The organism is Saccharopolyspora sp. NPDC050389 (assembly GCF_040655595.1).
In the GTDB taxonomy this organism is placed as follows: Bacteria; Actinomycetota; Actinomycetes; order Mycobacteriales; family Pseudonocardiaceae; genus Saccharopolyspora.
The window spans coordinates 171,970-194,380 of record NZ_JBFAKG010000002.1; the positions used below are offsets into that span (position 1 = coordinate 171,970).

At 69.4% G+C, this 22,411-nt stretch carries 17 protein-coding genes; 8 read left to right on the plus strand and 9 right to left on the minus strand.

The features are described from left to right. Positions 1-61 precede the first annotated feature (61 nt). Positions 62-886, minus strand: coding sequence for a putative RNA methyltransferase (locus AB0I53_RS02175; protein ID WP_358595056.1), 825 nt, complete (start codon positions 884-886; stop codon positions 62-64). Between the two features lie 64 nt (positions 887-950). On the opposite strand from AB0I53_RS02175, the gene AB0I53_RS02180 reads away from it, so the two are divergent. Next, positions 951-2,363, plus strand: coding sequence for a lipase maturation factor family protein (locus AB0I53_RS02180; RefSeq protein ID WP_358595059.1), 1,413 nt, complete (start codon positions 951-953; stop codon positions 2,361-2,363). On the opposite strand, the gene AB0I53_RS02185 is transcribed toward AB0I53_RS02180, so the two are convergent. From AB0I53_RS02185 to AB0I53_RS02210, 6 genes are all read right to left on the minus strand, one after another. Further along, the gene (locus AB0I53_RS02185) at positions 2,364-6,251 is read right to left on the minus strand and encodes a tetratricopeptide repeat protein (RefSeq protein WP_358595062.1); all 3,888 of its coding nucleotides are present in this window, start codon (positions 6,249-6,251) and stop codon (positions 2,364-2,366) included. It lies immediately after the preceding gene. A gap of 78 nt (positions 6,252-6,329) precedes the next feature. After that, on the minus strand, positions 6,330-6,812 hold the full coding sequence (locus AB0I53_RS02190) for a VOC family protein (RefSeq protein WP_358595065.1): 483 nt from the start codon (positions 6,810-6,812) through the stop codon (positions 6,330-6,332). 158 nt (positions 6,813-6,970) lie between these two features. Further along, positions 6,971-8,200: a cyclopropane-fatty-acyl-phospholipid synthase family protein gene (locus AB0I53_RS02195; RefSeq protein ID WP_358595067.1), complete on the minus strand. Its 1,230-nt coding sequence runs from the start codon at positions 8,198-8,200 to the stop codon at positions 6,971-6,973. A gap of 19 nt (positions 8,201-8,219) precedes the next feature. After that, positions 8,220-9,599 (minus strand): FAD-binding oxidoreductase, encoded by a 1,380-nt coding sequence (locus AB0I53_RS02200; protein WP_358595070.1) that lies wholly within the window; start codon positions 9,597-9,599, stop codon positions 8,220-8,222. A 235-nt stretch (positions 9,600-9,834) separates the two neighbouring features. Next, positions 9,835-10,812, minus strand: a complete 978-nt coding sequence (locus tag AB0I53_RS02205; protein WP_358595073.1) for an adenylate/guanylate cyclase domain-containing protein — start codon at positions 10,810-10,812, stop codon at positions 9,835-9,837. After that, positions 10,793-11,245 (minus strand): universal stress protein, encoded by a 453-nt coding sequence (locus AB0I53_RS02210; RefSeq protein WP_358595076.1) that lies wholly within the window; start codon positions 11,243-11,245, stop codon positions 10,793-10,795. Before AB0I53_RS02210 ends, AB0I53_RS02205 begins: the two co-directional genes overlap by 20 nt. 337 nt (positions 11,246-11,582) lie before the next feature. Between AB0I53_RS02210 and AB0I53_RS02215 the strand changes: the two genes are divergently transcribed. Next, entirely contained in the window at positions 11,583-13,034 is a 1,452-nt protein-coding gene (locus AB0I53_RS02215) for an amino acid permease (RefSeq protein WP_358595079.1), read from the plus strand. A gap of 272 nt (positions 13,035-13,306) precedes the next feature. Beyond that, positions 13,307-14,239, plus strand: coding sequence for a type I pantothenate kinase (gene coaA, locus AB0I53_RS02220; protein ID WP_358595082.1), 933 nt, complete (start codon positions 13,307-13,309; stop codon positions 14,237-14,239). A 345-nt stretch (positions 14,240-14,584) separates the two neighbouring features. Here coaA and AB0I53_RS02225 read toward each other — a convergent pair whose 3' ends face one another. Continuing rightward, a complete protein-coding gene (locus tag AB0I53_RS02225; RefSeq protein WP_358595085.1) occupies positions 14,585-15,475 on the minus strand; it encodes a helix-turn-helix transcriptional regulator in 891 nt (296 codons plus the stop codon). A gap of 149 nt (positions 15,476-15,624) precedes the next feature. On the opposite strand from AB0I53_RS02225, the gene AB0I53_RS02230 reads away from it, so the two are divergent. The 3 genes from AB0I53_RS02230 to AB0I53_RS02240 all read left to right on the plus strand — a co-directional run bounded on the left by AB0I53_RS02230 (position 15,625) and on the right by AB0I53_RS02240 (position 17,725). Next, positions 15,625-16,209 (plus strand): short chain dehydrogenase, encoded by a 585-nt coding sequence (locus AB0I53_RS02230; protein ID WP_358595088.1) that lies wholly within the window; start codon positions 15,625-15,627, stop codon positions 16,207-16,209. 82 nt (positions 16,210-16,291) lie between these two features. Then, positions 16,292-17,032 carry a hypothetical protein gene (locus AB0I53_RS02235; protein WP_358595091.1) on the plus strand — a complete coding sequence of 247 codons (741 nt, stop codon included), beginning with the start codon at positions 16,292-16,294 and terminating at the stop codon, positions 17,030-17,032. 120 nt (positions 17,033-17,152) lie between these two features. Beyond that, positions 17,153-17,725, plus strand: coding sequence for an SMI1/KNR4 family protein (locus AB0I53_RS02240; protein WP_358595094.1), 573 nt, complete (start codon positions 17,153-17,155; stop codon positions 17,723-17,725). Between the two features lie 3 nt (positions 17,726-17,728). Here AB0I53_RS02240 and AB0I53_RS02245 read toward each other — a convergent pair whose 3' ends face one another. Next, positions 17,729-19,339 (minus strand): helix-turn-helix domain-containing protein, encoded by a 1,611-nt coding sequence (locus AB0I53_RS02245; protein ID WP_358595234.1) that lies wholly within the window; start codon positions 19,337-19,339, stop codon positions 17,729-17,731. Between the two features lie 205 nt (positions 19,340-19,544). Here AB0I53_RS02245 and pruA point away from each other — a divergent pair, with 205 nt between their 5' ends. Together pruA and AB0I53_RS02255 are read left to right on the plus strand one after the other, a co-directional pair. Then, positions 19,545-21,173 carry an L-glutamate gamma-semialdehyde dehydrogenase gene (gene pruA, locus AB0I53_RS02250; protein ID WP_358595097.1) on the plus strand — a complete coding sequence of 543 codons (1,629 nt, stop codon included), beginning with the start codon at positions 19,545-19,547 and terminating at the stop codon, positions 21,171-21,173. A 171-nt stretch (positions 21,174-21,344) separates the two neighbouring features. After that, on the plus strand, positions 21,345-22,274 hold the full coding sequence (locus AB0I53_RS02255; RefSeq protein WP_358595100.1) for a proline dehydrogenase family protein: 930 nt from the start codon (positions 21,345-21,347) through the stop codon (positions 22,272-22,274). Positions 22,275-22,411: the final 137 nt, after the last annotated feature.

Consider the following 22,411-nt stretch of genomic DNA (forward strand, 5'->3'; position numbering starts at 1 on the left):
TGTTTGTTTTGCGGTGTGTTTTTTTTGGGGCTTATAGCCGCCCCAAAACACGCACGGGTCTTCACCCTCGGCGCCGATACACCGCCACTGCGACCGAAGCCATCGGTGTGACCGGCTTCGGCAGGGGGGCGATGCGGGCGCGGAGGTCTTCGGGGTCGGCGTGCCAGGCGCTGGGGCCCATCGCCACCACTGACTCCGCCTCCTCCTGGGTCAGCGACAGGCTGAACTCGCAGGTCTGCTGCGACAGCAGGTCGAAGTGGTCGGCCAGTTGTTCGGTCAGCCGCTCTTGTTTGCGCTCGTCGACGTTGAGGAGGCCGAGCGCCGAGACGAGCTCCCCGAGGTGGCCCGGGTTCGGGACGACCACCACCAGCTCGCCGCCGGGGCGCAGCACCCGGTGCATCTCCGCCGCGTTGCGCGGTGCGAAAACGTTCAGCACCGCCGACGCCGCGCCGCTGCGCACCGGCAGCGTTTGCCACGCGTCGGCCACCGCAGCGCCCATGCGCGGGTGCGCCTTGGCGGCGCGACGGCAGGCGTACTTGGAGACGTCCAGAGCGACCCCAAGACGGTCCGAATCCGCCAGGGCCCGCGCGAGGTAGTAGCCGGTACCGGCGCCGATGTCCACGACGCAGCCATCGACCGAGGCCACCGCCGACGCCACCGCGTCCGCGATCGGGGCGTAATGGCCCGCTTCGAGGAACTCCGCTCGCGCCGCGACCATCGCCGCCGTGTCGCCGACGACCTTCGTGCCGCCCGGCAGCAGGCTCACGTAGCCCTGGCGCGCGATGTCGAACACGTGGTTCGCCGCGCAGCGCAGGCTGTTGCCGGCCCGGTCCAGGTCCGCACCGCAGTGCGGACAGGCCAGCACCGCCACCACATCGTCCAGCAAGCTCGCCTCCACACCGTCGGTACGAGATTCTAGGAGCCGTCCACCGGCAGGGATGGTGGGGAGGATGTGGGACTGGTTTTCGGCGCCCGACTACTGGGCCGCGCGGTTCGCGGTGCAGCATCTGCTCGCGGTCGGATACCTGGTGGGTTTCGCCTGCGCGCTGCGCCAGTTCCGGGGCCTGCTGGGCGAACGCGGCCTCACGCCGATCCCCCGGTTCCTGGCGCGCGTCCCGTTCCGCGGCGCGCCGAGCCTGTTCCACCTGCGCTATTCCGACCGGTTCTTCGCGGGCGTCTGCTGGGCCGGGATCGTCGGCAGCTTGCTGGCGCTGGTCGTCGACTTCGCGCCGCTGTGGGCGTGGATCGTGCTGTGGCTGGTGTTGTGGCTGCTGTACCTGTCGATCGCCAACGTCGGGCAGGTCTGGTACTCGTTCGGCTGGGAATCGCTGCTGCTGGAGGCCGGATTCCTGGCGATCTTCCTCGGGCCCGGGTCGGTCGCGCCGCCCGCGCCGGTGCTGTGGCTGCTCACCTGGCTGCTGTTCCGCGTGGAGTTCGGCGCCGGGCTGATCAAGCTGCGCGGCGACTCCTGCTGGCGGGACTTCACGGCGCTGTACTACCACCACGAGACGCAGCCGATGCCCGGCCCGCTCAGCCGCTGGTTCCACTGGTTGCCGCGCCCGCTGCACAAGGTCGAGGTCGCGGCAAACCACGGCACGCAGCTGGTGGTGCCGTTCGTGCTGTTCGCGCCGCAGCCGGCCGCCACCATCGCCGCCCTGATCGTCGTGGTCACGCAGGGCTGGCTGATGCTCAGCGGCAACTTCGCCTGGCTGAACTGGCTGACCATCACGCTGGCCTTCTCGGCGATGGGCTCGTGGCTGCTGCGCTGGGTGACGCCGGAACCGCCGCCGCTGGCCGCGCCGCCGCCGTGGTTCGTCGCCGCGGTGCTCGTCGTGACGGTGGTGTTCGTGGTGCTCAGCTACTGGCCGGTGCGGAACATGCTGGGGCGGCGACAGGTGATGAACCGCAGCTTCAACCGGCTGCACCTGGGCAACACCTACGGCGCCTTCGGCAGCGTCACGCGAACCCGCTACGAGGTGATCATCGAGGGCGCGGCCGACGCGGACGGCGAGTGGCTGGCGTACGAGTTCAAGGGCAAGCCCGGCGACCCGCACCGGCGGCCGCCGCAGGTCGCGCCCTACCACCTCCGCCTGGACTGGCTGATGTGGTTCCTCGCGATCTCTCCCAGCTACGGCCGGTCCTGGCTACCGAACCTGGTGAAAGCGTTGCTGCGCAACGAAGAGCACGTGCTACGCCTGCTGCGGCACAACCCGTTCCCGGAGTCGCCGCCGCGGCTGGTCCGGGCGCAGTTCTACCGCTACCGCTTCGCGACCCGCGCCGAGCACCGCGAAACGGGCGCGTTCTGGATCCGCAGCCGCATCGGCGACTTCGTCCCGCCCCTGACCCTGGAGGACCTGGAGTAGTCAGCTGCGGCCGGAGAGCTCGCCGCGCGGGCCTTCGCTCAGCGATGCCGGGCGGGACCGCGCCTGCTCGTTGGGCCGGCTCCCGTAGCGCCCGGAACCGAGGGTGACCTCGCCGGTCGGGCCGGAGGAAACCTGGTGCAGGCTCGCGGAAAGATCGGCTTCCAGGCCGCCGGGCAGCTTCAGCCGGACCAGCAGCGGCAGCAGGAAACCGATCGCCACCATCGCGACGAGCACCGGCGTCAAGGTGCCGAGCAGCACGGTCGGCACCTGGTACCGCAGGAAGAACGCGCTCCAGAGCAGGGCCAGCATCACCAGCGACACGGTGATCAGCGCGGTGCTGCCGACCACGCTGGAGCGGGCCCGCCGGATGCGCTGCTGCGCGAGCACCCGGAGCCGGTGCGCCTCGGAGTTCCGGCTGTCGAACTTCTCCACCCGGCGCAGGTAGCGCATCGCCCGGCGGAAGTGCAGCGACGAGAGCTGCACGTCGCCGCTCTCTCCGATCTTGTACGCCGCAACACCCGCCACGAAGTGCGGTTCGGCCTGGTCCGAGGCTGAGCCGATCGCCTCGCGGGCGACCGCCAACGCCTCCAGGTAGAGGTCCTCGCTGCCGGTCGCGTCGCCCCGCTGCACCAGCAACCGGGCCAGCTCGACCTGCAGCCGCCACTTCGGCAGGTCGCAGTCCGACCGGTCGAGCGCGTAGCGCAGCGGCTCCTCCGCGCTCACCAGATCACCGGAGGACCGCATCACCGAGCGGGCCAGCCCGATCGCAGCGGTCCCGTTGCCCGGATCCAGCACGGTCGCCTGCCGGAACTGCTGCGCCGCCTGCCCGGCCCACTCCCCCGGCTCTCCGCCGTCGACGTCCCGCTGGAGGTAGACGTTGCCCAGCTCGACGTGCGCCTGCACGTCGTACCAGTCCCGCTCGACGGCTTGGTCCAGCAACTTCTCGGCCTCGTCGAAGCGCCCGAGCTGGCTGTACAGCGCGGCCAGGTCGACGATCGGGCCTCCGCCGGGGACGAGTTCGACGGCGGTGCGCAGGTGGTGCTCGGCGGCGGCGTGGTTGCCGCGCCGGAAGTTCAGCACGCCCAGCAGCGCATGCGCCTCGTCGTCGCACGGGTCGTCTTCGAGCACGCCGAGGCACAACCGCTCCACCTCGTCGTGCTGTGCTGTTCCCGCATCGCGCAGCAGCGCGGCGGCCAGTGAGAGCCGGTTCTCGTCGTCGCGCGGGTCGAGTTCCAGCGCGGCCCGGAAATGCCGTTGCGCCTTCTGGATGTCGTTGCCCCGCAACGCAACCCAGCCCAAGCCCAGGAGCGGGTTGATTCGCTCGCCTGGCCTGAACACGTCGTCGAGCAGCCCTGAAAAGTGCTTCTCCGCCTCGGTGAACCGCCGTTGCGCGAGCTGGATCCAGCCCAGCTCGACCAGCAACGTCCGTTCACGGGGATATCGCCGCAGGTAACCGAGCACGACGCGCTCCGCTTCGCGGTACCTGCGCTGCTTGCGCAGCACACCGGCCTTCAGCACGACGAAGTCCGAGCTGTACGGGCTGACCGACAGAATCTTGTCCAAACAGGACAGTGCCTGGTCCGGACGGTTGGTGTCGGCGTAGATCTCGCTCAGCAGCCGCGGGAAGTCCAGGTCGTGGGGGAACCGCTCGATCGCGGCCAGCGTGGCCGCTTCGGCCTCCGCAGCCAAGCGCATCCGCTGCAGGGCGATGATCTCGTCCCACACCGCGACCCGGGAGTGCGGCTCCGCCCGCTGCGCCCGGCGTGCCAGCCGAAGGGCGTCCTCAAACCGGCCGGCCTGGCGGAACGTCCGGCTCAGCTCCAGCAGGAGGAACCGGGAATCCGGATCCAGCGCCAACTCCTCGCGCAGCAACGCGGCGGCCTCGTCGTAACGATCGGCGATGCGCAGCGCCTTGACCTGGTCCTGCAGGGCGACCATCGGACTGTTGCCGCCACGGTTGCGGCGGAAGAACTCGATCGCCGCATCGACACGGCCGAGGAGCACCTCCCGCCAACCGAGTTTTCGGATGACGTCCTCGTCCTCGCCGAACTCCGCGGCCAGCCGGGCCGCGAGGGCGTCGACCTCGTCGAACCGGCGCAGCTCCATCAGCGCGTCGAAGCGCTCCAACAGGGCCGACACGTTCCCGGGATCCAGCCGCAAGGCGCGATCGGCTGTCTGGAGAGCCTCCACGTGACGACCCTGCCGGGTGTACTCCGCGATCAGTGCCTCGCACAGGTACCACGTCTCACCGCATGCCTTGAGGCCGTCCTCCAGCGCAGCGACCGCGTCGTCGTACCGGCTCTGGCAAGACAAGGCCAGGGACAGTTCCTCGTGCAGTTCAGGGGCGGTCGGCACCTTGCGCAAGCCCGCCCGGGCGGCCTCTTCGGCTTGGTCGAACCGCCTGGTCAGGCGGAGGATCAACGCCCTTGATTCCAGTGCGTCGACATGGGCAGGCGCCACGTCGAGAGTGCGCTCCACCCATGGGAGTGCGGCGTCGTAGTCCGCCCGGGACCGGTGGATCCGGCCTACCAGGTAGCGCAGTGCCGGTACGTCGGGGAACCGGCGCTGCGCGTCCTGCGCCGCGGCCAGCTCTTCGTCGTAGCGGCGCAGCCGGTCGAGCAGGTTGCACCTGGCGGAGATCAGGTCGACGTCGTGCGGGTTGTCGTCCAGGAAGCGGAGGCACTCCTGCAACGCCTTCTCGTTTCGGCCCTGCGAACTGAGCACGTTGACCAAATCGAGCCGGATGTCTTCGCCGGAGGGGAACTGCCGCAGTGCGGACCGGGCCGCCTTCTCCGCATCCTCCAACCGGCCCGCGACGCGCAGCACGCCGATCTCCACGGTGCGGGCGTACATCCGGTACGGATCGATCCGCACCGCGGTCCGCGCCAACTCGACCGCCTCATCGTGCCGGTCCTGGGAGGTGCGCAGCCACGCGAGTTCCAGGAGCAGCCGGGGCGATTCCGGGTTCACGGCCAGGGCCGCGTCGAGCACGGTTTCGGCGTCTTCGGGCCGTTTCGCGTCCCGGAGGAACGTCGCATGCCAGTCCGCGATGACCGGGTTGTCCGGGGCGACCACGACGGCCCGTTCGATGCGCTCGACGGCCAGTTCGTCCCGGCCTCGCCGGGCCGCGATCAGGGCATACTCGACCAGCAGGTCCGGCGAATGTGGCAGCCGGGCCAGCGCCTCTGCGGCCGCCTGCTCGGCCTGATCGAACCTGGTCAGCAGTCGCAGGAGAAGGATCTTGCGCTCGTGCGCGAGCGCATGCCACGGATCCACTTCGAGCGCGCGGTCCAGGGTGCGCAACGCCGACTCGTAGCGGAGCTGCTCGATCTCCAGGTAAGCCAGCGCTTCCAGGAGATCCGCCTCGTCAGGGAGCCGGCTCACCGCTTCCTGCGAAGCCGCCACGGCGGCGTCGAGCTCGCCGACCGCGTGCATTGCCAGGCATCGCCATTCGATGGCGTTGACGTCGTCCGGAGCGATCGCGAGTGCCTTCTCCAGGTGCCGCATCGCATCGCTCGGGCGCTCCATCCCCATGAGCAGGCGCCCAAGCGCCACGCGGACGAACACGCCGTCCGGGAAGCGCTCAAGCCCGGACTCGGCGAACTCCAGCGCCTCGTCGTAGCGGTAGCTGCGTGCCAACGCGGCGACGCGCCAGGCGTGCGCGCGTTCGGATTCCGGGTCGAGTTCGAGCGCCCGCTCGAACTCGACCAAGGCGGTTTCGACGGCGATGCGGTCCAGCGCCACCCGGCCCCGCAGGACGCGCAGTTCGGCGCTGTCCGCCAAGGCGAGAGCCGCGTCGGCGGCCTGTTGCGCCGCGTCGAACTCGCAGCGGCGCCGGAGCAGGTCGATGTCGCTGAGATCGCGCGCTTCCCCGGAAATCTCGCTCATCCCTCACCTCGTGTCGGCCACCGGCAGTTTGCCAGCAGCGAACACCACTTCGGGGGAGGAATGCGCGGATCGGCGGGGTCAGCCCTCGGCGGCTGCTTCGAGGGCCGCGATGTCGAGCTTGCCCATGCTCAGCATCGCCTTCATCGCGCGCTGGGCCTTGGCCTCGTCCTGATCGGTGATCAGCTCGTACAGGCGGCGCGGGACGATCTGCCAGGACAGGCCGTACTTGTCCTTCAGCCAGCCGCAGGGGCCGGGCTCGCCGCCCTCGCCGAGCCGCTCCCACAGCCGGTCCACCTCGTCCTGCGAGTCGCACAGGACCTCCAGCGAGATCGCCTCGGTGAACTTGAACTCCGGGCCGCCGTTGATGCCCACGAACTGCTGCCCGGCCAGCTCGAACAGCACGGTCATGACCGTTCCCGGCTCGCCCGGCCCCGCGTCGCCGTAGCGCTGCACGTGCACGATGCGCGAGCCGTCGAAGATGCCGGCGTAGTGCTGCGCGGCTTCCTCGGCCTCGGTGTCGAACCAGAGGTTGGTGATGATCTTCTGCTTGATCTCGTACATGACCGTCTCCCGTCTCGTCGCCATCATGCTGGCTGCAGACGGGTAGACCGGCGACCGCGGCAGAACTCATCGCGGACGCCCGGAAGGGCCCGTGTGTACTTTGCGCTGCTATGGCGACACAAAGTACACACGGGCCCTGACCAGCGGAAACGGAGCGCTTACCAGGCCGGGCGCAGCGGGTAGTGGGCGTCGGTGTCGTCCAGGCGGACGCCGAGGACCTGGTGCAGCTGGACGATGTTGCGCTCGAAGCCCAACTGGCAGGCCGCCATGTAGAGCCGCCACACGCGCGCCCGGTCGAGGCCGGCCTCCGCGACCGCCTCGTCCCAGTGCTCCTCCAGGTTCTTGCACCAACCGGCAAGCGTCAGCGCGTAGTGCTCCCGGAGGTTCTCCTCGTGCCGCACCTCGAAGCCGTTGTCGTTCATCGCCGACACCAGCGTGCCCACCGGCTCCAGCTCGCCGTCCGGGAACACGTAGCGGCCGATGAACTTGCCCGGCCGCGAGCCGTGGCTGCCGTCCGGCCGGGTGATGCAGTGGTTGAGCAGCCGCCCGCCGGGACGCAGCTTGCCCGCCAGGAACGAGAAGTAGCCCGGCAGCTGCGCCAGACCGATGTGCTCGGTGAGCCCGATCGAGCTGACCGCGTCGAAGCCGGTCTCGGTGACGTCGCGGTAGTCCAGGTATCGCACCTCGGCGAGGTCCGCCAGGCCGCGTTCGGCGATGGCTTTCTGCGCCCACTGCGCCTGCTGCCGCGACAGTGTCACGCCGAGCGCGCGCACGCCGTAGTGCTCGGCCGCGTGCATCACCATGCCGCCCCAGCCGCAGCCGACGTCCAGCAGCCGCATGCCTTCCTGCAGCCCGAGCTTGCGCGCCACCAGGTCGTGCTTGGTGAACTGCGCTTCCTCCAAAGTGGACGTCTGCTCGGGGTAGACCGCGCAGGTGTAGGCCATCGACGGGCCCAGCACCCATTCGTAGAACCGGTTGGACACGTCGTAGTGGTACGAGATCGACTTGCTGTCGCGGCGCTTCGAGTGCCGCCAACCGCGCGGGCGGTGCTCGACCGCCGGCGGGCGCACCGGCCACCACAGCCGGTATCCGGCCAGTTTCACCGCCAGTTCGCGGCGCAGGCTCGGCGAGATGTCGTTGAGCGCGACGGCCGGGAACGCGGCCAGCGCGGTGTACATGTCGCCGTGCACCTCGATCGCCCCGGTGACGAAGGCGCGTGCCAGGCCGAGCTCGCCCGGCGCGGCGGCGAGATGCGAAAGCGCAAGCGGCGAACGGATTTCCAAGCGCACGTCCGCCCCGGGGCGCCCGGCGTGGCTGCCGTCGAACGCGCGGATCTCCACCGAGACGTCGCTTCCGAGGATGCGCGTGAACACCTGTGCCCAGCCCATCAGCGGATCTCCTTCCTGCTCACTTTTCCCCCACGCATTTCTCGTACAGCCCGGGAAGCCGGCCCTTCGGGTCGTAGCGCTCCTTCAGCTGCTGGTAGGCGGGACGGTTGTAGAGCTGCCAGAACTCCGCCTCCTCGAAGTAGGAGTTGGAGTACAGCGACTTGTGCCCGCCGAGCTCGGTCACCGCGCGCTCGATGGCCCGGTTGTACCGGCCCGGCGCCTCGCCGGGCCGCAGCGGCACCGTGGCCCAGAAGCCGACGTTGACGTAAAGCGTGTCGGGATCCATCGGGTACAGCGGCCAGCCCTTGGCGTCGCGCAGCTGCACGGGGCACAGCCAGACGGGAGCGATGCCGATGTCGCGGTGGAAGAACTCCAGGAACTCCGGCAGCCGGTCAACCGGGATCTCCACGTCCTGGATCACCGGCTCGTTGAGCCCCTTGCCGCGCAGCGTCGCGATCCGGTCGGTGACCGCGTGGCGGCGGTCCCAGGCCACGATCCGGCGGTACACGTCGGAGCGGCGGTACTGCTGCGGCCAGAACCGGCGGACGAGCGGGTGCTGCGCGCCGAGCGCGCGGGAGCACCAGAACCAGTCGGTGTCCCAGCGCCACAGGTAGTCGTGGATGCCCAGGTAGTCGACCTGCCGCTGCTGGATGGACCGGTAGTAGACCTGCTGGCCGGTGTAGTCGCTGGCGAACGGCGCCTTGTCCACATAGGACCCCAGCGTCAGGTACTGCTCGCGGGCGCTGAACACGGTGCCGTCGAGGAAGTCGACGGGCTCCCCGTCGAAGCTGCGGTCGCGGCAGATCTCGGCGATCGCGGTGGCGCATTCCCGCGCCGAGGCGAAGCGCACGTGCCGCAACCGGACGTACGGCTTGACCTGCTCCAGCTCGATCTCCAGCCGCAGCGCGTAGCCGAGCGTGCCGTAGGAGTTGGGAAATCCGCGGAACAGATCGGCGTGCTCGTTGTCCGGGCGGGCGCGGACGACCTCACCGGCGCCGGTGAGGATCTCCATCTCCCGCACGGATTCGTGCGGCAGACCGTTGCGGAACGAGGTGGACTCGATGCCCAGCCCGGCGACCGCACCGCCCAACGTGATCGTCTTGAGCTGGGGCACCACGAATGGGATGTGCCCGGACGGCAGCAGCGCGTCGACGATGCTCTCGTAGGTCGCCATGCCCTGCACCTGCGCGGTGTGGCTGGCTGAATCCACTTCCAGCACCCGGTTGAACCGCCCGACGTCCAGCCCCGGCCCCTGCGACGGCGCGCGGAACCGGAACAGGTTCGAGGTCGGTTTCGCCAGGCGCACCGGCGCGTCGGCCGGCAACCGGCCGTACTGCGCCACCAGAGCGGATACTTCGTCGGAATGGCTTCCTGCCGCGACTGTTCCCCGATCGGCCATGTCCCGACTCTATTGCCGGTCAAGCCCGCAGGCATCCCGCTTTACGCGGCGCGCACACGTCCGCAACGCGGACAAAAAGGCCAAATCAACCAGATCGAAATGACCCCGTTGACCGGCGAAGATCGCAAAACACCAGGTGATCAACCCCGAGCGACCTTCTGTCGAGCATACTTGCTTGTCGCATGCAAGCGAAACAGGATTTAGATCACATCGAATGCATCCGTTCGTGTGCTCGTCACGCCGATCGGCGCAGCGCCCAGGCCCGCAGGCCGCGGAAACTCTGCACCTTGGTCGGCCCCACCGAGATCAGCCGGTATTCCGGATGTCCCCGCAGCGCGGCCGCCAGCTCCCGGTCCACCAGCACCGAGGCAGGACGGGCGACCGAGGTGAGCCGGCTCGCGATGTTCACCGTCGACCCGTAGACGTCGCCGAAGCGCGCCAGCACCGGGCCCATCGCGAGCCCGATCCGCAGCGGCGGCAGCAGGCCGGTCTTGGCGATCTCCTCGTTCAGCGTCAGCGCGATCTCGGCGGCCTCCGCCGCGTTGTCGGTCACGAACAGCACCTCGTCGCCGACCGTCTTGACCACCCGGCCGTAGTTCTCCGCGACCACGCCGCCGGCCAGCGACTCGAAGCCGTCGATCAGCCGCGCCAGCTCCAGCTCGGTGAAGTCCCTGATCAACCGGGTGTAGCCGACGATGTCGGCGAAGCCGATCACCTGCACCCGCTCGTCGGCGCCGGGATCGCGTTCGGCGAGCTCCCGCGCCGCGGTGGCCGCCAGGTGCCGCCGCCACACGTAGTCCTGCATTCGCTCCATCACCGGCAGGATCACGTCGGCGACCTGCGCCGTGGTCGCCACGTCCGCCGCGAACTGCTCGCCCAGCAGCGACTTGAAGATCCCGACCTGCCACTCCGCCAGCCGGGACATGGTCTGCGCCAGCGACCGCGCCACCGCCGACTCCAGCTCGGGCGGGATCACCTCGGCGGAGACGAGCTCGACCAGCGAGCGCAGCGCGGCGATGTCGGCGTCGGTGAACACCACCGCGTCGTCGTCGACGTGCGCGAAGCCCATCGCCTGCCACAGCTGCTCGGCGCGGGCGACGGGCACTCCGGCCGCCGCGGCGACCTCGGCCTTGGTGTAGCGCGCGGGCCCGCCGAGAATGGTCTCCTCGACCTCGTGGCCGCGCATCGACGGCTTATCGCGCGGTTCGGACAACGAGCACATCGCAATCGGCCCGGCGGCACACCTCGGACGGCACCGAGCCGAGGATGCGCCCCTTCAACGTGTTCAGCCCGCGGCTGCCCACCACCAGCAGCTCGGCGGACTCCTTCTCGGCGGCGGCCAGCAGCACCGACACCGGCGCCCCGACCGAGGCGGACGTCTCGATCGCCGCCGCGCCCGCCGCGCGGGCGACGTCCGCCGCCTCGCGCAGGGTGTCCTCGGCCGGCGCCGAACCGATCACCTGGAACGCCTCGTCGCCGAGCGCGTCCTGCGCGTGCTCCACCTCCCGCGCGCTGCTCGGGTAGTAGGCGCAGACGATCACCAGCCGGGCCGTCGATTCGCCGGCGACCCCGGCGGCGCGGGCCACCGCGCGCAGCGAGGGCGCCGAGCCGTCGGTCCCGACGACGACGGTGCGGTAACTGGACATCACAACTCTCACTTCCGCTGCGGGGCTGGCCTCGAGTGGACTCCGGCGTGAACACTAACGATCGCGATGCCCGCGGGTCACGGGTCGCTACCGATCACGCCCCGCTGTGAGGCAGGCTTCGGCCCCTCACCGGCCAATTTGTCCACTCGGCCAAACGGGTCCGGAAACTCTCATCCGACCCCACAATCAGATTGCGCATCGTCGACGCGTAGGTTTCGCCGCAACGTGCAAACCCTTTGGTGATGCAGGACACGGACGACGTTGCGCGGGACGTCCACCGGGCCGGATCACGCCATGTACGTACCGTTTCGCGAGAACAAATGCATCGGGAGAAGCCGTGACCACACCAAGTCTCCACCCCGGGCGGGGGATATTCCGCCGCAAGCCGATCGACTCGATCGTCGAGGACGGCGGCGACACCGGGCTCAAGCGAACGCTGGGCCTGTGGCAGCTCACCGCGATCGGTGTCGGCGGCATCATCGGCGCCGGCATCTTCTCCCTGGCCGGTGCCGTGGCCAACGAGAAGGCCGGGCCCGCCGTGCTGATCTCGTTCCTGATCGCGGGCATCGCCAGCGCGGCCGCGGCGTTCTCCTACGCCGAGTTCGCGGGCATGATCCCCAAGGCCGGTTCGGCCTACACCTACGGCTACGCGGTGCTCGGCGAGGTCGTCGGGTGGCTGATCGGCTGGGACCTGCTGCTGGAGTACACCGCGATCGTCGCGGTGGTCGCCATCGGCATCTCCGGGTACTTCAACGAACTACTCGGCTTCCTCAACATCGATCTACCGCTGTGGATGATGGGCGCGCCGGGCACCGAGGCCGGTGCCGCGCCGGAAGGCAGCTACAAGATCAACCTGTTCGCGGCGCTGCTGTGCCTGCTGATCGCCTTCATCCTCAACCAGGGCATGAAGAGCGCGGCGCGCTTCGAGACGATGCTGGTGTACCTGAAGGTCGCCGTGGTGCTCGTCGTGATCGTCGTCGGCGCCTTCCACATCAACGCAGGCAACTACAACCCGTTCTTCCCGTTCGGCATCAGCGGCGCGTTCGCCGGAGCGGCGACGGTGTTCTTCGCGGTGTTCGGCTACGACGCGATGAGCACGGCGGCCGAGGAGTCCAAGGACGCGCAGCGGCACATGCCGAAGGCGATCATGTACTCGCTGGCCATCTCGATGGTGCTCTACGTGCTGGCCTGTCTGGTGCTCACCGGCATGGTCCCGTACCAGCAGATCAGCAGCGAGAGCGCGTTCGCCACGGCCTTCGCCGACGTCGGCCTGCCGGTGCTGGGCGCGATCATCGCGGTCGGCGCCATCCTGGGCATCCTCACCGTGCTGTTCACCTTCATGCTCGGCGTGACCCGCGTGGGCTACGCGATGAGCCGGGACGGCCTGCTGCCGCAGTGGTTCGCCAAGACCCACCCGGTGAAGCAGGTGCCGAGCCGCTTCACCTGGCTCATCGGCATCGCCTCGGCGGCGATCGCCGGCCTGCTGCCGATCGGCGAGGCCGCGGAGCTGACCAACATCGGCATCCTGCTGGCGTTCGTGATCGTGTGCGCCGCCGTGATCGTGCTCCGCTACAAGCGGCCGGACCTGCCGCGCGGCTTCAAGTGCCCGGGCATGCCGATCGTGCCGATCATCGGCATCGTGTTCTCGATCTGGCTTGTCACGTTCCTCGACCCGGCGACCTGGCTGCGGTTCGCCGTCTGGTTCGCCATCGGCCTGGTGATCTACTTCGCCTACGGCTACCGCAAGTCGAAGCTGAACGAGGCCGTCACCACCGAGCCTCCGAAGTGAGCCGTTGACGCCGGTCCACGACCGGAACCCGGAACGCCGGACGACGCCCACGCGTCGTCCGGCGTTCCGGCGTTTACGGGAACCTCTTGATCAGCAATGGAAAAAGATCTCCGCAAGGCGGAATAACTCGCGATCGATCAAGGATGTTTGCTGTGTCTCAGCGTGCACTGGATCACAGCGTCACGCGCCCTCCGCGTCCTAGGGTTTCGGATTGTCGCCGGGTGTTCCGGCGGCGTTCATTACCTGCCGGGCCTCAATGCCGAGGGGTGCTTGTGACGCGCGTTCGCGAACTGAGCCCGTATGTCGAGCTGCACCGCGCGCAGTGGCGGGAGCTGCGCGATTCCCTGCCTCTGCCGCTGTCCGAGGACGAGCTCGTCGCCCTGCGCGGGCTCGGCGAGCCGGTCGACCTCGCCGAGGTCGCCGACGTCTACCTGCCGCTGTCGCGGCTGATCAGCCTCCAGGTGGCCGCCCGCCAGCGGCTGCACGAGACCACCACGACGTTCCTGGGCGAGGAGACGCGCGGCACGAAGGTGCCGTTCGTGATCGGCATCGCGGGCAGCGTCGCGGTCGGCAAGTCGACCACCGCGCGGATCCTGCGCGCGCTGCTGGCGCGCTGGCCCGACCACCCGCGGGTCGACCTGGTCACCACCGACGGCTTCCTGCACTCGAAGGCCGAACTGGTGCGCCGCGGCCTGATGCACCGCAAGGGCTTCCCGGAGAGCTACGACCGGCGGGCGCTGCTGCGCTTCGTCACCGAGGTGAAGTCCGGTGCGCCGGAGGTGACCGCGCCGGTCTACTCGCACGTCGCCTACGACATCCTGCCCGGCGAGCGGAACGTGGTCCGCAAGCCGGACATCCTGATCATCGAGGGCCTGAACGTGCTGCAGCCCGGCCCGAGCCTGGCGGTGTCGGACCTGTTCGACTTCTCGATCTACGTCGACGCGCACACCGACCACATCGCCCGCTGGTACACCGACCGCTTCCTGGCGCTGCGCAGCACGGCGTTCGCGAACCCGGACTCGCACTTCCACCACTTCTCGGAGCTCTCCGACGAGGAGGCCCGCGCCGAGGCCGGCCACCTGTGGCGCACGATCAACGAGCCGAACCTGGTGGAGAACATCCTCCCGACCCGCCCCCGCGCGACCCTGGTGCTCCGCAAGGACATCGACCACTCGATCAACCGGGTCCGCCTCCGCAAGCTCTGAAGCGGGGCTCGTGGGTGTTTTGGACTGCTGTAGAGCCTGTTTTGGATGTAGTGACGTGCGGATCTGGTAACGCGGGCGTTTTGTCTTTGAAGCGGCGCAGCCGCTTAGCCCACCCCCGCAACCGGCACCGCCGCGGGTTCTCAGAGGTCTTCTCGCGAGGACAGCCCCGACGTGGTGAATTGGTCATTCATGATGTCGGGGATCCCACAGCGAGAAGACCTCTGAGGTTCCGCCACCCACACCGCCACGCAGGACGAGTTCGGAAACAGGCTCTACAGCAGTCCAAAGCACTCACGAGCACTCACCTGGCAAAACGCCCTCGCTGTCAACCTCCACTGCGCATGATCAACCACGCGCGGCAAGCCGCCGTGCTTCCACGAATCCCGAGGATCCGGCGGTCAGGTCGGCGAGGAGGTTGAGCGCCGCTTCCGAGGACGAGCCGGGCTCCGCGTTGAACACCGCGATTCGCTGGCCTTCGTCGTCCGGGAGGCGCAGCAGTTCGTCGTTGAGGGTGAGCTCCCCGACCAGCGGGTGGTGGAACTGCAGGCTGTGGTGGGCGCAGGCGCTGACCGGGTGCGCCGCCCACAGCGCGGCGAATTCCGGGCTGTGCATCGTCAGTTCGCCGACCAGCTCGGTGAGCTTCTGGTCGTCCGGGTACCGCCCCGCGATCAGCCGCAGGTCGGCAACGGTGTCCTTGGCCTTCTGCGCCCAGTCGTCGAACAGCTCGCGCAGGTGCGGGTCGAGGAAGAACAGCCGCGCCCAGTTGGGGCGGTCCGCATGCCGCTGCGGGGCGTCGAAGTCGAGGTGGGCGGCGAGCAGCGCGTGCGCCATGCGGTTCCAGGCCAGCACGTCGAGGCGCCTGCCCAGCACGAGCGCCGGGACGTCGCCGAACGACTCGATCATGACGCGGATCGCCGGGCGGAGGCGCTCGGGCCGAGGTCGCTTGCTCCCCTTGGTCTTTCGCCGCGCCAGCCCGTAGAGGTGCGCGCGTTCGTCCTCGTCCAGGCGCAGCACCCGGGCGACGGCGTCGAGCACCGCATCCGAGGCGTTCGGACTCTGGCCCTGCTCCAGGCGCGTGTAGTACCCGGCGCTGACTCCGGCGAGCTGCGCCAGCTCCTCCCGCCGCAGGCCCGGCACCCGGCGGCGACCGCCGTAGGCGATCACGCCGGCCTCCTCCGGACTGATCCGGGCACGGCGCGAACGCAGGAATTCGCCCAGTTCCGAACGCTGATCCATGCCTCCCATCATGCCGTTCCCGCCGCGGCCGAACCTCCACCTGGCAGGTGCAGGCACCGTGGATGTACCCGCAGCAGAGGGCTGGGTGGGGGTCGCCGGGCGGCACAGGATGGTTCCCGAAACCACCGAGCACAACGAGGAGAAGTGCGATGAAGGCGATCGTCATCGGGGCGGGGACCATCGGCGGAGCGGTTGCGGGTGCGCTGGAAGCCGGCGGGCACGAGGTGCTGCGCGCATCGCGCCGGGGACCGCTGCGGGTCGACATGGCCGATCCCGAGTCCATCGATGCGCTGCTGGAGTCGGTCGGCCCGGTCGACGCGATCGTCTGCTGCGCGGCGAGCGGCCAGCTGATGCCGCTCACCGAACCGTCCGATGCCGAGTTCACCCTTGGCCTGCAAGGAAAGCTGCTCGGCCAGGTCACCCTGGTCCGTCGCGCGCTGAAGCACCTGCGGGACGGCGGTTCCATCACTCTGACCAGCGGCACGTTCCGGGAGCCGACCCCGGGCGGTTCCTTCGGAGCGCTGGTCAACGCGGGCCTGGACGCCTTCGTCGAAGCGGCGGCGATCGAGCTCCCGCGCGGCATCCGCCTCAACGCCGTCAGCCCCGGCTGGGTCCGCGAAACCCTTGCCCTGCTGGGCATGGAGGAAACCCCAGGCATTCCGGCCACCGAAGTCGCGACCCGCTACGTCGAAGCGGTGGAAACCGACGTCCAAGGCAAACGCATCGCCGCCTGACCCGCGATCCCCCGGAAACGATCATCGGACACCCGCGAGTTCAGTACTCTCCCGCCGAGCACTTCGGGAAGAGGAGCAACGCGTGCAGCTCGCCGACGGCACCACCATCAAGAATCCCACCGAGTACGAGGAGATCCTGGCGCGGACGTTGTCCGAACTCCGGGAATGCCCCGCGATCGTCGTCCACCGGGGCGCCTTGGTGGTGGAGCCCGATGCCGTCGGCGAGAACGGCATGTCGGCGGCGGAACTCGCCGCCGAAGCCATGGAGGTGTTCGCCCTCCTGCCGGAGCTGGAGGGCGTCGTGGTCGATCCCGCGATCTCCGAATCCGCCCCGAGATTCAGGCGGATCTCCGGTCACTGGCGCGGGACCGAGGAATTCGCGGACCTGGGCGGCGAGTTCCGGTTGCCGCAGTTCCACGCCGCGCTCTTCGAGTCCGCTCCGCCGCTGGCCTGGGAGGGAACACCGGACGACGAGCGCGAATTCCTGGCGCAGTTCCGCGAGATCGACGGCCACCCGCACGCGGGCACCGGAGTGATCACCTCGGTCCGCGTCGAGCCGAACCGAACGCCGCTGGAGATCTGGGTGTGGGACGCGCGGATCGGCGCCCTGCAGATGGACCTGGACTACCTGGGATACCTGTCGGCGCTGGCGCTGACGAAGGGCACCTTCGGCTGGCAGTACCTGTTCACCGACGCGAACCTGGCGGGCGACGACTTCCACCACACGGCGAACAGCCTGCGGTCGATGCTGCGCTTCTTCCCCGAGCTCTTCCCACAGCACGACTACACAGCCCTGCAAGAGCGGCTCGAAGCCCGGCTCTGATGCGGCCGATGCAGCCCCGGGACGGACGGGCACTGATCGGGCCTGAAAAGGCAAGTCCGTTCGGAATTCCTTGAGGTTCCGTGAGAATGACCCGCACGTACCGCCGAAGGAGTTCCACTCATGGATCCGTCCCCGCCGTCGACCGTCGCCGAGTGGTGCGAATTCCTCCAGGACCACAGCTCCGAGTTCCTGGCCTCGTCTTTCCTGCGTGAAGCCGAGGAGGACGGCAGAGCGAAGTGGATGCTGAGCGAGGCCCAGCGCGAGGCCGGGTGGCTCGGTTACGAGCCTGCCGGCGAGGAAGCGGTCCTCGCCGCCGAAGCGCGGCTCGGGGTGCGGCTGCCGCCGAGCTACCGCAACTTCCTGCTGGCCAGCAACGGCTGGAGCAGCATGTCCTACGCCGTCGACCTGTTGAACACCGAGCAGCTCGGCTGGTTCGCCGACGTGGAGCCCGAGCTGCTCGATGCCTGGAAATCGGCCGACATGGACGAGTGGGTCGAGCTGGTCGAGCGCTGCCTGCTGGTTTCGATCGACGACGGTGGCGCGGGCAACTACTGGTTGCTGCACGCGGACAAGGTCGCGGAGAACGGCGAGTGGACCGCGTACGACTGGTGGCCCGGCGACGGCGATGATCCGGAGCCCTACGACGATTTCGCCGTGCTGGTGACGAATATCCGCAAGGACGCCACCGAGTAGCCGTCAGCGGCGGGCCGCTCTGCGGGACAACAGCAGCTGGAGGTGGGCGCTCAGGCGTTCCGTCGGGTTGGTGAGGTCGATGCCCGTGATCTCGCCCGCCCGGCGGACCCGGTAGCGCAGGGTGTTCGGGTGGACGTGCAGGCCGTCGCTGGCCCCTCGGACGTCGCCGAACGCCTCCAGGTACGCCAGCAGTGAGCGGGCCAGGTCGGTGCCGTGCTCCGCGTCGTGCTCGTGCAGCGCAGCCAGGCGGGAGTCGCGGAAGCGCTCGTTTCCCTGCAACACCGTCAGGATCTCGCTGACCACGACCTGCGCCCGGACGTCCGAGATCGTCGCGATCTCCGCGCGCAGGTCGTGGGTCATCGCGTCGAGGATGCGATCCGCCTCGGTGCGCGACTCCGCCACCTCGTCCAGCGTCCGCGCCGCCGAGCCCACGCCCACCTGCACCCGCGCCCGCAGGTGTTGCTTGGCCGCCGCCACGATCTCCCGCGTCAGGCTCAGCGCCGACGCCACCGCCGAGCGTTCCGGCAGATCCGGCAGCAGCACGTACACCCGCGAACCGATCGTGGTGACCAGCGCGCTGCGGCGGTAGGCCGAGGCGTGCACCGAGATCAGGCTGGTCATCTCGGCGCGCTGCAGCTCCAGTTCGGAGCGGTCCGAGTTGGAGTCCGACGGGCGCAGCGTGAACACCACGACCACCGCGGGCTTCGCCGGGTCCGCGCCGATGTTGTCGGCCACCGACTGGGCGTCGATGAGGCCGTCGAGCAGCCCGGTCAGCAGGTTCTCCCGGAACCGCGGCCCGGCGGTGGCCTCGGTGCGCTGCCGGATCAGCTGCAGCGCCGCCACCCGCGCCGCGCCCAGCAGCGCCCGCTCGGAATGCTCTGACAGCGGCCGCTTGCCCTCCTGCACCCAGATCGTGCCCAGCGGCTGGGTGCCCGCGTGGATGCCGACCGCCATCCGGCTGCGGATGCCCAGGTCGGGCCGCTCGTCGATCCGCACGACGTCTTCGCCGGCACGCAGCCGCTGGTAGACGCCCCATTCCCGGAGCTTCGCCAGGTACGGCTCCGGCCCCTGCCTGCCCAGGATCGACAGCCGGCGCAGCTCGTCGACCTCGTCGTCGGAGCGCGAGTAGGCGAGCACCCGGCTCGCGGTGTCCTCGATCGCGACGATGCCGTCGGTCATCGCCGCCACCGTCTGGGCCAGCGAGAACAGGTCGCCCAGCGCCTCGCCCAGGTCCGCGTCGGTGGTCAGGCGGGCGTTGTCGATGGCCGAGCGCGCGAACGACTCCAGCCGTTCCCAGCGGACCTCGGGCCGCACGCCGAGCAGCGCGATCCGGCAGTCGATCGCCGTGTCCCGCAGGGCGCGCGCGTCGGATTCGGAGTCGACCTTCACCGCCACGGCCGCCGCGCCATCGCGCGCCGCCGCGCGCACCAGCCTGGCGGCCGCCCGGCCCCGCGCGCCGATGACCAGCACGAAGTCGCTGTTGCGCCCGCTGCCGGACTCCTCCTCAGGGTCGACAATTACGACGTCGCGCACCTCGACCTCGAAACCGCGCGGCGCCGCGAGCACGTCGACCAGCGGCTCGCCGACCGCGATCAGGAGTTGGCGCAATGGCACTCCGACCACGGCGACGCCCACCGCGTCGACCGCCGGGGCGATTTCGGCCTCGTGCAACCCAGTAACCCCACTTGTTCAACCGGACAATCCGATATTGCCAACGATAGCCGAACGGACAAGCCCGGGGCGCTAACGAAACCTTAATCTCCCAAGTAACAGGACACTTGTCCCAGACAGCGACTCTCGCAAGGAGGCGAAATTGGCCATGGACGCCATCACTTCGGTACCGGTGCCCTACAACGAGCCGGTCAAGGGCTACGCGCCCGGCTCGCCGGAGCGGGAGTCGTTGCAGAAGCGGGTCGCGGAGCTGGAGTCCGAGCGCATCGAGCTCACCCAGACCATCGGTGGCGTGCAGCGCCTCGGCGGCGGTGAGCGCTTCGACGTCGTCCAGCCGCACGACCACCAGCACGTGCTGGGCACCGCCGCGCAGGCCACCACCACCGACGTCGCCGACGCCGTGCAGGCCGCCAAGGACGCCGCCCCCGCGTGGGCCGCGACGTCGTTCGACGAGCGCGCCGCCGTGCTGCTGCGCGTCGCCGACCTGCTCGCCGGCCCGTGGCGGGACACCATCAACGCCGCCACCATCCTGGGCCAGTCCAAGTCGGTGCAGCAGGCCGAGATCGACGCCGCCTGCGAGTTCATCGACTTCCTGCGGTTCAACGTCCACTACGCGCGGCAGATCATCGCCGAGCAGCCGCGGTCGGTTCCCGGCGAGTGGAACCGCATGGACTACCGCCCGCTGGACGGCTTCGTCACCGCGATCACGCCGTTCAACTTCACCGCCATCGCCGGCAACCTGCCCACCGCCCCCGCGCTGATGGGCAACACCGTGGTGTGGAAGCCGACCCCCTCGCAGCAGTTCGCCGCGCACTTCACCATGCGGCTGTTCGAGGCCGCCGGACTCCCGGCGGGCGTGATCAACCTCGTCACCGGTGACGGCCAGGCCGTCAGCGAGGTCGCGCTGACCGACCCGGGCTTCGCCGGCCTGCACTTCACCGGCTCCACCGCCACCTTCAAGAAGCTGTGGCGCACCATCGGCGACAACCTCGACGGCTACGGCAGCTACCCGCGCATCGTCGGCGAGACAGGCGGCAAGGACTTCATCGTCGTCCACCCCTCGGCCAACCCGACCCCGCTGGCCACGGCGTTCGCCCGCGGCGCGTTCGAGTACCAGGGCCAGAAGTGCTCGGCGGCCTCCCGCGCCTACGTGCCGCGCTCCATCTGGGAAGGCGGCCTGCGCGACGAGCTGGCCGACCTCACCCGCACCGTCCGCTACGGCGACGTCACCGACTTCTCCTACTTCGGCGGCGCCGTCATCGACGCCCGCGCCTTCGCCAAGCACAAGGCGGCCCTGGACCGCGCGGCCAAGACCGACTCCATCGAGGTCCTCGCCGGCGGCGGCTACGACGACTCGGTCGGCTACTTCGTCGAGCCCACCGTGCTGGTCTGCGACGACCCGACCGACGAGGTGTTCACCACCGAGTACTTCGGGCCGATCATCGCCGTGCACGTCTACGACGACGCCAAGTACACCGAGATCCTCGACACCGTCGACGCCTCCAGCCCCTACGCGCTCACCGGCGCGGTGTTCGCCACCGACCGCAGCGCCATCGAGCTGGCCCACCAGAAGCTGCGCGGCGCGGCCGGCAACTTCTACGTCAACGACAAGCCCACCGGCTCGATCGTCTCCCGCCAGCCCTTCGGCGGCAGCCGCGCCTCCGGCACCAACGACAAGGCCGGTTCGCTGCTGAACATCCAGCGCTGGACCAGCCCGCGGGCGATCAAGGAAACCTGGGACGCCCCCACCGGAATCGCCTACCCCCACATGGGCTGAGCGTGTGGGGCACCCGCGCCCGATCGCGGGTGCCCCACATCCCTAGCAGTTCTTCCACTCCGAACCCTTCGCCTCGTTCGGCGAACCGCGGCACGCATCTTCGACTGCAGGCAACGCGGAAGGCAGGAGATCCCCGAACCCCCGAGCACAGCTGCAAAAAAGGAGACCACGATGCTGCGCAGCACCTTGCTGGCCGCCGCCCGTTCCCAGGGCGTGCGCCGACTCGTGGAGGCCAACCCGCTGACCAAGCCGGTCGTCGAGCGGTTCGTGGCCGGCACAACGCCAGAGGACGCGGTCCGGGCCACCCGAGCCCTGCGTGACCAGAACATGTACGTCACGCTCGACCACCTCGGCGAAGACACCCTCGATGCGCAGCAGGCCACCGACACCGTCCGCGCCTACGAACAGATGCTGCAGGTGCTCGCCGCCGAGGGCCTGGCCGACCGGGCCGAGGTCTCGGTGAAGCTCTCCGCTGTCGGGCAGTTCCTGCCCAGCGACGGCGAGAAGATCGCCCTGGACAACGCGCGGCTGATCTGCGAGGCCGCGGCCGCCGCCGGCACCACGGTGACCCTCGACATGGAGGACCACACCACCACCGACTCGACGCTGGGCATCCTCCGCGACCTGCGGGTGGACTTCCCGTGGGTCGGCGCGGTGCTGCAGGCGTACCTGCACCGCACCGAGCAGGACTGCCGCGACCTGGCGGGCGAGGGCTCCCGGGTGCGGCTGTGCAAGGGCGCGTACTCCGAGCCCGCCTCGGTGGCCTACCAGGACAAGGCCGAGGTGGACCGCTCGTACGTCCGTTGCCTGAAGATCCTGATGGAGGGCGACGGCTACCCGATGGTGGCCAGCCATGACCCGCGGATGGTGGCGATCGCCGCCGACCTGGCCGCGCGGGCCGGGCGCAGCGCGGACAGCTACGAGTTCCAGATGCTGTACGGCATCCGGGCCGAGGAGCAGAAGCGGATCGCCGCCGAGGGCAACAAGCTGCGGGTGTACGTGGCCTACGGCGACGAGTGGTACGGCTACTTCATGCGCCGCCTCGCCGAGCGCCCGGCGAACCTGGTCTTCTTCCTGCGTTCGCTGATTTCCCAGAACTGATCCGGCGCCCCCACCGGCCCGGCCCGAATTCTTTCGGGCCGGGCCGTTTTTCGTGCGCCGCAAATCACGTCGGCACGCCCGGTTCACCCCGATAATCTGAATCTTGAAAGATTCTTCGCATTTTCTGGGGTGGGACA